Raw genomic sequence first — 13,090 nt, forward strand, 5'->3', positions numbered from 1 at the left:
CTTATTCTTTTACGATTTGAACCGGAGCTTGATGCGCAAGTTGAAGGTTGTTGGAAGTGATTACGGTGCTGTTTTCTTCGACACCTTCGAGAATTTCCACTTCCTCTCCATTGTCTTTGCCCACTTCCACATAGTTCCATTTGGACTCTTTATTTTCAATAGTAAAGACTACTGCTCTTCCTGATCTGTAAACCAGCGCATCTTTAGGAACTACCAAAGAGTTGCTTTGCGGAGCACGGATAATTGCCCGGGCATTCATCCCTGGCAGAAGATTTTTATTTGCTGCCAAAGTAATGGAAACCTGCACTAATCCACTTTCATCTACTTTAGGATTAATTCCTGTCACACGGCCACTAAGGGCAGTTTGAATGTCAGAGATCGGATAGACTTCTGCTTTTTGGTTGATGGAAATTAAGCTAATCTCCGATTCCAGCACTTTGACTTTCAGAATGAATTCATTGGTTCCTAAAATCTGGCAAAGCTCTGTATTGGCTCCCACCAAACTTCCTGCTTTGTATTTGAGATCCGCCACCTGACCGGAAATAGGGGCTTTCACCACACTTCTATCAAATGCCAACTGAGCTTCTTTGAGTTCTACCTCGCTCAGGAAAACACCAGATTTAGCCCTAAGCTGCTCATCGACTATTGCTTTTTGCTCGGTATTATCTGAGGCAAATAAGGTCTCAAACCCCATCTTCTGGGATTCATATTCTGCATTAGCATTGCGCAAAGAAATCTTTGCCTTCTCCAGCCTAAACTCAGCTTCTGTGGGATCAAGTGTAGCGATAACATCACCTTTCTTGACGTACTGCCCTTCGCGGACATTCACTTCAAGTAGGTAACCTGCTTGCTCTATCACGGCCAGAACTTCAGCTCCAGCTTCAAGTTTTCCGGTAGCATTGATTAGATAATCGAAGCTTTTTCGCTCAGCCATAGCAACATTAACCTCGGTGGCGGCAACTTCGTTTCGAAAGGATTCTGTGGGAGCTTCTTCGACCTTTTCCTTATCTTCTTTGCAAGCAGAAAACAGGACAATTAAAAAACCGAAAAGTAGTAGAGTAGAGTTTTTCATTGAAATAAGTAGTTTCGATGAATAAGAAACTAACTAATTCTTCAATGTCAAAATTTTTATTGCAGAAAGGATGTTAATGATTCTAAAAATCCGGCAAGGAAGTATCAATTTCTTTGGACGGTGGACTAATAGCAAGATTCACAGGTCTCAAGCGCATAGCAGCAGGTGGGTCGTCTCCAAAGTATTCTATAAGTCTATCGATCTCCTCTATAGTAGCTACTTCTATTCGCACGCGAGTAATTCCATCATCAAGCATGCCTAATTGGGTACCTGCAGCTCGGGACAGATCAATGATTCGCCTGGAAGTTTTCGGAAGCCTATCATTGATCCGGACCCAAACAAAATCACCTGTATCTTCTCGAGTTACTTTTACCAAGGTGTTAAAAGGCAAGGTTTTATGAGCTGCTGTGAGGCTATCCATATGAAAAATCTCACCATTGGACGTTTTTCTTAAGTGAAATCTGCGACCATAGAAACTGGCAACACCCTCTTGTATCACTAAAGCATCAGGTGGTAGTTGCGGTTGATTTGCCTCGGAAATAAGTGAAGCCACCAAAATAAGAAGCCAATTCCACATACGTAATCTGAATTTCGCCAGCATTTCCAATAAAGATGCCAATTTACGTCATTTGTATCAAATGGCTTGCAGTAGGTCATTCACTGAAGTAATTTAGTTCTTCATTCATTTTTAGATACGATATGATCAAAATCCTCCACACCGCAGATTGGCATTTGGGAAAAAGGCTACAGGAATTCTCCAGACTGGACGAGCAAAAATTGGTTTTGGAAGAAATCCAGCAGATTGCTGATCAGGAAAATGTGGATCTGATTCTATTGGCAGGAGATATTTTTGATACTTTCAATCCCAGTCATGAAGCAGTTGAGTTGCTTTACAAATCGCTTCGAAGACTTTCTAAAGGAGGCAAAAGACCCATTATTGCCATCTCTGGAAATCATGACAGCACGCAGTTTGTCGAAGCTCCAGATCCGCTAGCTCGGGAGATGGGGATCTTTTTCTATGGAAAATACGACACGATCATCCCAATCGGGAAACTGGACAATGGCATAGAAATCACACAATCTGATGAAGGCTTTGTGGAAATGAGACTGCCTGAAATTGACTTTCCTATTCGGGTGATTTTGGCACCCTATGCAAATGAAGTTTCCATGAAAACTTACCTAGGAGAAGGAGATCGTGAGGAAGAATTCCGCAATGTGATGGGAGCAAACTGGAAGAAAATCGCAGATCAATATTGTAATGAGCAAGGAGTAAATCTATTCGCTGGGCACTTTTTCTTTATGAAAGAAGGAGAGAAACCAGATCCAGAACCTGAATCCGAGCGACCGATTCTTCATGTAGGCGGCACACAGGCACTTTTCACCAGAAATATCCCCGCTCAAATTCAGTATGCAGCATTGGGGCATCTGCATCGCTATCATTCGGTTGGACACGAGCATTGCCCTGTAGTTTATTCCAGTTCGCCCCTCGCCTACTCTTTCAGCGAAGCTGATCAGCAAAAGCAAGTGGTGATCATCCAAGCTGAACCTGGAAAACCAGTTACGTATACACCAGTCGGCTTAAAAGAAGGAAGACCACTTTATCGCAAAAGCTTTGATAATTTACCCGATACCATAGTTTGGTTGGAGGAAAACCCCTGTTGTTTTGTGGAACTGACCTATGTGACGGAAAGCTCGATCGAGGCGGCAACGCGAAAAGCAATTATGAAAGCGCATGATGGAATTGTGATTTTGATTCCTCAGATCAAAAATCCTTTGGGAAGAGAAAATCAAAGCCTGCAAGTGGAAGACCTTGGTAAAGACATGGAAAGTCTCTTCAAACTTTTCTACCAAAGTGACAAAGGGCAAGAGCCAAACGAGGAATTACTCGCGATTTTTAAAGAAGTCATCAGCCAAAACGACGAAGCATGATTCCTATTAAACTTGACATTCAGGGATTGTATTCCTACAAAGAGAAGCAGACGATTGAATTTGACAAACTCACCGCAGCGGGCTTGTTTGGGATTTTTGGAGCTGTAGGATCTGGAAAGTCCTCAATTTTAGAAGCAATTCTTTTGGCACTTTATGGAAGTACTGAGCGCCTTTCTGATCGGGGGGAAAAGAACAGCATGGTCAATCTGCAGTCTGATCATCTACTTTTGAACTTTGAATTCAGCTCAGGGAAAAACAATGCAAAAACCTATTTAGCGCGGTATTCTGCAAAGAGAAACTCGAAGAACTTTGAGGACATCAAGCCGGCAGAGCATACTTTCTATGAGAAAGTTGACGGAAACTGGGAACCAATAACTGCCCGAGCCGAGGAAATCGTCGGCATGAAAAAAGAGCATTTCAAGCAAACGGTGATCATTCCTCAAGGGAAATTCCGGGAGTTTATTGATCAAAAGCCACTTGATCAGGCCAAGATGATGAAGGAGCTTTTTGGGTTGGAACGCTTCGATCTTTCCTTCAAAACAGGCACGCTTCTCAAAGCTGTAAAAGAACAGAAAATCCGTTTGGAAACGCAATTACAAGGATTGGAAGCATTCTCTGAAGAAGGTCTGGACGAAAAGCAAAGTCAATTTACCCAACTTAAAACCCAGGCTACTGACGCTTCGCAACAGCTGAAAAATGCTGAAACTGACGTACGTCTTCAAGAAAACCTACGGGCTAAAAACCAACAATTATCCAAGTTCAAGGCAGAGCGAGAAAGCCTGAACATTCAACGTCCAGAAATAGAAAAACAGCGCCAGCTTCATGCTGAATTCATCAAAGCAAAAACGCACCTGAGGCCAGTGTGGGATAATATCCGAGATACCAGCGCTGATCTAGAAAAGTACAAAGTCAGCGTGATTGATTGTGAGCGCTTCAAACTGGAGTTTGCCAAAGAAATCGAAGAACTGGAGGCGCAGGAAGCAGAGCTAAAACAGAAAAATCAGGAGAGACCACAGCGGGAAAGCAAAATCCGTGATTTGAAAAAAGTCATTGAAATCCAGTCCCTAGAGTCGCAGCGAGAACTAGCAAATAACAAGTTACTCAGTTTGCAACCGATAATTGAAGCTAAAAAACAAGCACAGAAAGCACTGGAAGCCAAAATAGCCGAGTTGGAAAGTGAAGCTGAAAAATTCGAAACTACAGACAGTTCGCAATTAGCAAATCTCATCAGCACGGCAAAAGACTGGAAAAACCTCGAAAGTCAATTGAGCAAGTTTCAATCTGAGGAGATTGAAATAGCTAAGGAAGTAGATCGCATCAACGAAAAACTTGAAGCTTTAAAAGACACTATTCCTGCTAAGGATGGCTCCTTTGAAAAATGGGAAAATGCTCAGAAATCTTCTATTCAAGAACTGGAAAAACAGCGGGATCTCTTGATGCAAAAGCAAGGCCTTGCGGCGCATGTTCATCTGCTCAATGCAGGTGAAGCCTGTCCCTTGTGCGGTGCCGTGGAGCATCCCAATCCACTTGAAAGCGATGGGAGCAGTGCTTTGTCAGCAAAAGACCAGCAAATTCACCAAGCGAAGAAGGTATTGGAGCAGATTCAGACTTCCAAAACCTCACACAATGAATTGATTTTTCACCTGGAAAATCATCAAAAAACCGCTGCTACGATTCAGAATGAATTGCAGACCACAGAACAAAACCTAGGTGCGATCAAATCCTCTCTTTTAAAGGAAGGCATTAATTCTCACGAGAATCTTTTGGCGAAAATCCAATCCATTGAGCACAGTAGTCTAGCTCGGGAAAGGCTAATCCAAAGCGTCAAAACCCATCGCAAAAACTGGGATGCTGATCGGGCTTTGATTGATCAATCTGAAAAAGACCTGCAACAGGCACAGCTAAAACTACAATCCGTCCTCAGCAATATTTCGGCTAAGAAAGAAGAAATCAGAGATATGGCTTTCTGTAAGAAATACTTCCAGAAAGACTCTCAGGCTATCACGGCAACCATTGAAGGAGTTGAGTCTGATATTGAAAAAGCAATTCAAGCACTTGATGGAAAGCAAAAACACTTGCGTGAAAAACGCAGTGGGTCGGATAAAAACCTGGCCGATTTATCCAGTTTCACCAAGCTTCGGGACGAAAGTTCTGTGAAGTTGGAAAAGCTTGAAGCTGAGTTTAAAGCGTTGAAAACCCAACATGGATTTCAGGATGAAGAACGATTGATCCGCTTATTTCAGCATTCCCTTGATGCGGAGAAGGTTGCTCGGGACATTGCTGACTTTGACCGTAAGCATGACATTGCTGAGAATAGAATACAGGAATTGGAGGCTGAAAGAGGTGTTTCTGAATTTCAGGAGCAAGCATTCCAGGAGCTTATCACTTCCTTCGAAAGCTTGAAAACCAACGCTGAAACCTTCCAAAACCAAGTCTTATTGCTGGACAAAGAAATACAGGAAGCCATTGGGAAATTAGCCGAAAAGAGAAGTTTGCAGGCTGACTTCGCCAAACTTGAGATTAGAGAAAGTTACCTCAAGGAGTTGGACAATATGTTTCGAGGCAGTGGATTCGTGAAGTTTGTAAGTTCGATTTACCTGAAGGAGCTTTGCAACACGGCCAATGTGCGTTTTATGAAGCTTTGCAAAAACAGGCTAAGTCTGGAGATCGATGACAACAATACCTTTTGGGTGATCGACTACCTTAACGGAGGCAAAAAGCGCTTGCTGAAAACGCTTTCTGGAGGTCAGACTTTTCAGGCTTCTTTATGTCTGGCTTTGGCTTTGGCAGAAAAAGTAAAAGCACTCAATCAGGCAGATCAGAGCTTCTTCTTCATGGACGAGGGTTTCGGAGCCTTGGACAAAAATGCACTGCGGGTGGTTTTTGAAACGCTGAAATCCCTGCGTCATGAGAATCGAATCGTCGGAATCATCTCTCACGTGGAAGATCTTCAGCAGGAAATTGGGGTATTTGCTAATGTGGAACTCGATCCCGAGCTGGGCTCTCAGGTGAGCTATTCATTCTAGTTTCAGATTTTACTCAATCTAATGAGTAAATTTACTCAGTACATTGAGTAAAATTCTAAAAACAGCCAAATTGTATTGAATATCAAATACTTATAGGATAATTTTTAAGGATAAATATTCCATATTAGAGCTTAAAATAATGAAGGAAAGCTCTGCATTTCATACTTAAGAGCAAACTATTATATGTGTTTTACTAAAAATCAGCAGTCTCTGCAAAACCTTCGTGAACTCAGCGGTGAAAAACTAAAAAAGACAGCCAATTAGCTGTCTTTTAAGTGTATAAATCTAGCACATTCATCTGCAAGAACTCCTCCCACGGAATACCATCTGTACCGATGACCAGGGATTTTTCGGGATGATAGGTGTTGGTGAAAGCATTCATCCCTGCCAGTCCTCCGACTTTTGCAGTCTTTACTTCCAAGGCAATGATTCGCTTTTTATATTCTACTATGAAATCCACCTCATCATTTCCATCTCGCCAATAATAGATTTGCAGCTTTCGCTCCTTGAAGGATTGATTCACCAGATGCGCACCCACGGCAGATTCCACCCATCGACCCCAGGCCCGATGGTCAGCTTGTAATGTATCTACAGTTTCGTTGGAAATTCCTGACATGATGGCGGTATTATGAACCATGAACTTGGGACTTGAGGATCGCTTCCGCACTAAGTTTGGGCTATATTTCTCCAGCCCACTTAGCAATCCTGCTTCATTCAGAAGTTCCAGATAATTGGAGAGTGTGGTGGTATTACCAGCATCTGCCAGCTGCCCCATGATTTTGGTGAAACTTAGCACCTGACCTGAATAGGATGAGCCTATCTCAAATAGGCGCTTCATCAGTGCTGGTTTGTCCACTCGCGTCAACATCAGAATATCCTTCGAAATACTGGTCTCTAAGAGTGCATCACGGACATAATTCTTCCAGCGGTCTTCATCCTCCTTCAGCAGAATAGCGCCAGGGTAGCCGCCATACCAGATGAATTCTTCAGGAGAAAGCCCGAAAGCCTCTTTCATTTCCTTGTAAGACCAATGTCCCAGGTAGGTGGACTCAAACCTACCAGCCAATGATTCAGTCAGACCCTGCTGTAGCATTAAGCGCGATGAACCAAGCAGCACAACTCTAATATCACGCTCCTCGGCGGTATCTCTATCCCATTCGGCTTTGACTTGCTCGCTCCAGTTATCGATTTTCTGTACTTCATCGATAACCAAAATATAAGGGACTTCGGTAGCAGAGCTTTGCTTCATCCGTGCATTTTCCCATTGCTGGGCTATCCAAAGCCTATCTGTAGCCGGCACCGCATCAGCCGCCACCAGCGTATGTGGCCAATTGATATCTTTCATGATTTGACGAACGAGGGTGGTTTTTCCTACCTGCCTAGGGCCATATATCACCTGAATGAACAACCGAGGCTCATCATGAAGACGTTTTTGAATTTGGATTTTTTCTGATCGCTGATAACTCATTTTCTTTACTTTTTATCCAGCGTAAATTTACTCATTATATTGAGTAAATTTATAAAATACCACCTATTTATTTTAATATCAGACTCTTATGATATAATTATTAAGCCAATTTTCATTCATTTCAGTCTTAAAAAATGGTAGGGATGAGTAAAAAAATTAAACTTGAACCATAAAATTTTGGTCATAAAAAAATCCTCTGACAAACTGCCAGAGGATTTTTCGAATTAAGAAAACCTATTTACAATATATTCCCATTTACCCAATCAATTTCTTCCTGACGGATAGTATGATTGGAATCCTTGAAAATCGACAATTTCACTTTTGCACCCATCCTGCTCAGTAGGGTTTCTGATTCATTTATTCTGGAAAGTGGCACATGAAAATCTTTTTCGCTGCTGCCAATAAAGATCTTAGTATTTCCAAAATCACCAGAATATTTATCAGACTGAACCTTTTCCCCGATCAATCCACCGGTAAAGGCAATTACTCCGCCTAGTTTCTGAGCATTTTGCGCAGCAAACTCTAGGCTTAGACATGCACCTTGGGAAAACCCAATCAAGACGACATGCTCAGCAGAAACTCCTGAATCAACAATTTGTTTCCAAGCAGTCTTAATTATTTCTAATGAAGCGGCTAAAGCAACCTTATTCGATTCATCAGGAGCCATAAAGCTATATGGATACCAAGAGCCTTCTTCAGCTTCTGGAGCCAAAAGCGCATATTCTTCTAACTTAAGATACTTTGAAAGTCCCAAAATACTATCTGCATTTGCACCTCGTCCATGAAGCAGTATTGCAGCTTTCTGGGCTTGATTCAATGGAACTCCTGCTGTTTTAATTTTAGTCATAGGATGCTACATTTAGCTTAACTGGAGTTAGGCTAGCTTCCAACTTCTCACGGTTTGGCTCTGCCCAGTCCGGTAATTTAATCAACTCGCCCAAGTGGGCTTCATCCTCATCAATTGAAAATCCAGGCTCATCGGTTGCGACTTCAAAAAGAACTCCACCTGGCTCACGGAAATAGATGGAAGTAAAGTAATTTCTATCTTTTACTTCGGTCACCTGATAGCCATTTCTCATCAAAATCTCCTGAACCTGAAGTTGGGACGCTGCATTATCTGTTCTAAATGCGATATGGTGAATTGTGCCTGCACTTTGCATTCCACGGCTTCCAGATTTATCTATTACAATATCCACTATATCCCCAGGCTTGCCTGCAGTCCCGTATCGGTATCTGCCATTTTCCTCACCTATGAATCGATAATCCATATGCTCTGTAAGTAACTTTTCAGTCAAATCCTTAGCACGCAGATTTAATGTAGCTCCATAGAAACCTTTAATGGAATGAGCAATTGGCACTTGCCCATAGGACCAGCCAGTCCGTTCATCCTGATCATTTGCTACTAACTCAATTCCCATGCTGTCATGATCCTCGAAGCGAATCAGCTTATCGCCAAAGCGAGTTAGTACATCTGAAACAGCAATGCCGTATTTTTTCAAGCGATCTATCCAATAATCCAAAGATCCTGAAGGAATAGAAAAGGCTGTGTAAGTCACTTCTCCAGCTCCTTTGGAACCCTTACGGGCACCAGTGAATGGAAAAGTGGTAAATACTGTGCCTGGTCTACCCAACTCATCTCCAAAATAGAAATGGTAAACTCCCGGCGCATCGAAATTGATAGTCTTCTTCACCAGTCTCAACCCGAGAATTCCAGTGTAAAAATCAATATTTGCTTGTGGGTTTCCAGCAATCGCGGTGATGTGATGGATACCAGTGATTAATGGTTGCATTGAATTTCCTTTCTTTTAAAATAAAAAAGCTGCCAAGAGGCAGCTTTTAGATTATCCGTTTACTTCAACTGATTCTTCTACTTGCTGCTGTACTAATTGTACATTTAAGTGTAGACGAACTTGATCGCTTACTACTACACTTCCTGCCTCAGTCACTGCTGACCAAGTAAGACCAAATTCTTTTCTATTAATTTTACCTTCGATTTCAAAGCCTGCTTTGGTTTGTCCGTAAGGATCACCTGCAACTCCACCGAAGTCAACTCCAAATTCTACAGTTTTTGTAGTTTCTCTCAAAGTCAAGTCACCCACTAATTTATAATCTCCTCCTTCATTCTTGATTTTTCCAGAGAAAGTCAATTTAGGATGATTTTCTGCATCAAAGAAATCTCCAGACTTCAAATGATTATCTCTGTCTTTCTGATTAGTATCAATGCTATCAATATCTGCAGAGAATGAAACTGCTGCCCCATCAAAATCCTTAGATGTACTTTCTGCAGAACCTTCAAATGACCTGAAATAACCTGTTACTGTAGAGATAACCAAGTGTTTAACTTTGAAAGATACTTCAGAGTGTGTAGGGTCGATAATCCATTTTGTAGTGCTCATAATTTTTGCTGTTTTAGTTTAGTTTTTATTTGTATTGATATTAATTGTATAGACACGTATTAGTTTAAAATTTTTTAGCCTCGTAATTTATCTAAGAGATTACTCATCAAAATCGCCTCATCTTCAGATAATTTGACAACCTCATTATTAAAGCCTTCCATATAAGTCTGGCAGTCACTTAATAGTTTTAATCCTTTATCAGTGATCACAATATCAACTTGACGACGATCTGCAGGACATTCTCTTCTTTCCACCAGTTGCTTTATTTTCAGTTTATCGACCAAGCGACTAGCATTTGACATTTTATTAAGCATTCTATCTTGTATAGAAGACACCGTAGTCGGAACTCCATTTTGACCTCTCAAAATCCTTAACACATTAAATTGTTCTGGGGAAAGATCAAAAGGCTTTAAAATCTTGTTTTGTGCTGACACCAAATAACTATGCGTGTAAAGAAGGTTGACCACTAATTTATTATAGGGGTCTTTGAACTCCTTCTGCTTGATTGCTTCTTCTAGGCTCCCCATAACTTTTGTTTTTGTATTTAATGTATATACATGTAAATGTAGTAAAAGGTTTCAAAAAGCAAAAAAAAAAAATACTCTAAATAAGAAAAGGCCTCAAATGAAGCCTTAAATGCATTAAATAATTATTTTTTTAGACGCAGTAAATCTCCATCTGGAAAATCAACTTCTTTCAATCAGCCAGTCTCCTATCAGACGATTGACTTCTTTTGGCTTTTCTATGGAACTACTATGGCCAGCTCCTATGATTCTATGAAGTTTAGACTTAGGAATACTCATTTGAATAAACTTTGATTTTAAGGGCTTGGTTGCTACATCTTCATCGCCGACAATCACCATGGTGGGGCAAGTGACATTTCCTAACTCGTGCTCTATCCCCTTTCTATAAATTACTCCTTCTACAGCCCCAGTGACATTTCTTTTATTTGCTTTCAACTCAGATTTCCAAAAATCAATTTTCTGAGCGTTAAGAGGATCGTTAAGCCAGCTATCCGCAAACATAATCTTCATCACTTTACTCGCTACAGGTGGCACGACGCCTAACCATTTCACGATTCCATTGAGTGTTTTGTATTTGGGGAGATTTTCTACAGGTTCAGCATTGGCAGATGTACCAAGTAGAATCAGGCTTTTGATCAATTCTGGATATCGAGAGGCTAGCCTCATTCCTACAAATCCTCCCATTGAAAGTCCTGCAAAATGAACTGGACCAATTTTCAATACCTTGATCAAGGCAGCGGCATCTTCAGCCAGCGTATCCATATCAAAAGGCCCCTTTACCTCACTCTGGCCCTGCCCTCTATGGTCATAGGCAATTACTCGAAATCGTGTCTGAAGAAAATCAATCTGATCAGCAAACATCTTGTGACTCCAAAGTAACCCATGGGAAAAAACGATAGTTTGCTCTCCAATTCCTTGATCCGTGTAGAAAATTTCGACTCCGTTTACATTGATTTGGGGCATTCTACTATTTGTTTTAAAACCTGCTAATCCCGAATGTGAAAGCAGAACATTCTAAAATTTAATCTGATATTAGTTTACCAATCTAACCCAGGCTGCTTAATAGAAAAGCTTTCTGACTCTTTTTGCTTGTCTACTATAACTTTTACATCCTTTAAAAGTTTTTTAGCATCATAAACTATCCCGTCCTTCACTGTATACTTTACGCCACCCACTCGGATAGGGTTATTATTTTCATCTATCCTGATCGCACCAGTACCGTAAAGGACTTTCAGATTTTGTAGAGGATTTTCTTCAAGAATCACGAAGTCAGCCAACTTTCCTACCTCTACGGAACCAATCTCCTTTTCCATTCCAAGCAATTCCGCTCCATATAAAGTAGCAGAGCGAAGAACCTCCAATGGGTGAAAACCAGCTTCGCGTAGCAATTCAAGTTCACGGATGAAAGCAAACCCATACAGCTGATAGATAAAACCAGAGTCCGAACCTGTGGTCACTCTACCGCCTTTATTCTTATACTCATTTACAAAAGTCATCCAAAGCTGATAATTCTCCTTCCACTGAACTTCTTCTTCTGTAGTCCAATCAAACCAATAAGAGCCATGAGACTGTCGGCTAGGAGCATAGAATCTCCAAAGTGACGGGAGCGTATATACCTCATGCCACTCAGCCGTGCGAGCGCGCATCATGTCACGGTTGGCTTCATAAATATTAAAAGTGGGATCTAAGGTGAAATCTAATTCAAGCAATTCATTCATCACTTTATTCCAATGTTCAGATCCAGGCTGTGCGGCTTGTTTCCAAAGTTTACCAGCTTCAGCAAACCTGTGCTGCTCATTTTGGTAATTATAGTCCAATCGAAAATCCTGAATGGTACGATTTTCAAAGAGTGCTTCCGGCAATCCGTACCAGTGTTCCATGGATGTCAAACCTGCTCTAGCTGAATTCAACACATTCCACCTAGCTACGTCCAACTGCTGATGGTGCATAGCAGAGCGAAGTCCAATTCTCTTGTTTTCCGAAATTGCAGCTTCCATTACCTCTGGATTGGCTCCAAAAAACTTAATTCCGTCCGCTCCTTTCTTGGCATTTTCATTGACCCAGGCTTTTGCTTGCTCCGCATTAGTTATCGGAGCTTTTGCTCCTTGACCAAAACTTGTATAGGCTAATATTCTAGGAGCGGTGATTTCATTTGCTGCAGATCGCTTCTTTTGATCAAGCACCCAATCCAACCCATTGCCAGCTGAAGGGTCTCTAATCGTAGTAATTCCATGTGCCATCCAAAGCTTGAATACATATTCAGCCGGAGTGCCCTGACCACTGCCTCCTATATGTCCATGAGAATCTATAAATCCGGGCAGTAAATAATGCCCTTCCAACTCATAAACCTTATCGTCGGGGCCAGCTTTTGGCCTGCGATTTTCATTGATTGGCATTCCAGGATAACCAACCACCTGGATTTGGGCTATTCTATTTTTCTCCACAACAATATCTACAGGACCTACTGGCGGTGCACCGGTACCATCGATTAAGATCACTCCTCTTAGGATCAAGCGTCCATATTGGCCGTCACCTTCATTACGATCTGGCGCAGATTCTATTTGGGAAAAAGTAGGAAAGGAAATGAAAAGGCCAAAAATGGCGAGGAGTAAAAGTCTTTTATTCATAGGAGAAAGTCTTATTCAGATCATTAAGTTAAGTGAAAAAGAATCAGA

General features: G+C 41.4%; 11 protein-coding genes. 2 read left to right on the top strand and 9 right to left on the bottom strand.

Annotation, left to right across the window (positions count from 1 at the left end):
* Window position 1: 1 nt before the first annotated feature.
* Window positions 2-1,072, bottom strand: a complete 1,071-nt coding sequence (locus tag LV83_RS17435; protein WP_111612848.1) for an efflux RND transporter periplasmic adaptor subunit — start codon at window positions 1,070-1,072, stop codon at window positions 2-4.
* An 82-nt stretch (window positions 1,073-1,154) separates the two neighbouring features.
* Window positions 1,155-1,649, bottom strand: coding sequence for a septal ring lytic transglycosylase RlpA family protein (locus tag LV83_RS17440; protein WP_111612937.1), 495 nt, complete (start codon window positions 1,647-1,649; stop codon window positions 1,155-1,157).
* Window positions 1,650-1,771: 122 nt separating this feature from the next.
* On the opposite strand from LV83_RS17440, the gene LV83_RS17445 reads away from it, so the two are divergent.
* The gene (locus LV83_RS17445) at window positions 1,772-3,001 is read left to right on the top strand and encodes a metallophosphoesterase family protein (RefSeq protein WP_211320500.1); all 1,230 of its coding nucleotides are present in this window, start codon (window positions 1,772-1,774) and stop codon (window positions 2,999-3,001) included.
* Complete coding sequence (locus LV83_RS17450; RefSeq protein WP_111612849.1) at window positions 2,998-6,027, top strand: SbcC/MukB-like Walker B domain-containing protein; 3,030 nt, start codon at window positions 2,998-3,000, stop codon at window positions 6,025-6,027. Before LV83_RS17445 ends, LV83_RS17450 begins: the two co-directional genes overlap by 4 nt.
* A 271-nt stretch (window positions 6,028-6,298) precedes the next feature.
* Here the strand turns inward: LV83_RS17450 and LV83_RS17455 are convergent, their stop codons facing one another.
* The 7 genes from LV83_RS17455 to LV83_RS17485 form a co-directional block, all read right to left on the bottom strand.
* Window positions 6,299-7,495, bottom strand: a complete 1,197-nt coding sequence (locus tag LV83_RS17455; protein ID WP_111612850.1) for an ATP-binding protein — start codon at window positions 7,493-7,495, stop codon at window positions 6,299-6,301.
* Window positions 7,496-7,733: 238 nt separating this feature from the next.
* Window positions 7,734-8,342: an alpha/beta hydrolase gene (locus tag LV83_RS17460; RefSeq protein ID WP_111612851.1), complete on the bottom strand. Its 609-nt coding sequence runs from the start codon at window positions 8,340-8,342 to the stop codon at window positions 7,734-7,736.
* Window positions 8,335-9,285 (bottom strand): ring-cleaving dioxygenase, encoded by a 951-nt coding sequence (locus LV83_RS17465; RefSeq protein ID WP_111612852.1) that lies wholly within the window; start codon window positions 9,283-9,285, stop codon window positions 8,335-8,337. The genes LV83_RS17460 and LV83_RS17465 overlap by 8 nt, the downstream gene beginning before the upstream one ends.
* A gap of 51 nt (window positions 9,286-9,336) precedes the next feature.
* On the bottom strand, window positions 9,337-9,891 hold the full coding sequence (locus LV83_RS17470) for a YceI family protein (RefSeq protein ID WP_111612853.1): 555 nt from the start codon (window positions 9,889-9,891) through the stop codon (window positions 9,337-9,339).
* Window positions 9,892-9,965: 74 nt separating this feature from the next.
* Window positions 9,966-10,418 (bottom strand): MarR family winged helix-turn-helix transcriptional regulator, encoded by a 453-nt coding sequence (locus tag LV83_RS17475; protein ID WP_111612854.1) that lies wholly within the window; start codon window positions 10,416-10,418, stop codon window positions 9,966-9,968.
* 159 nt (window positions 10,419-10,577) lie between these two features.
* Window positions 10,578-11,378 carry an alpha/beta fold hydrolase gene (locus tag LV83_RS17480; protein ID WP_111612855.1) on the bottom strand — a complete coding sequence of 267 codons (801 nt, stop codon included), beginning with the start codon at window positions 11,376-11,378 and terminating at the stop codon, window positions 10,578-10,580.
* A 74-nt stretch (window positions 11,379-11,452) separates the two neighbouring features.
* Window positions 11,453-13,042 carry an amidohydrolase family protein gene (locus LV83_RS17485; protein ID WP_111612856.1) on the bottom strand — a complete coding sequence of 530 codons (1,590 nt, stop codon included), beginning with the start codon at window positions 13,040-13,042 and terminating at the stop codon, window positions 11,453-11,455.
* Window positions 13,043-13,090: the final 48 nt, after the last annotated feature.

Source organism: Algoriphagus yeomjeoni, from assembly GCF_003259505.1.
Classification (GTDB): domain Bacteria; phylum Bacteroidota; class Bacteroidia; order Cytophagales; family Cyclobacteriaceae; genus Algoriphagus; species Algoriphagus yeomjeoni.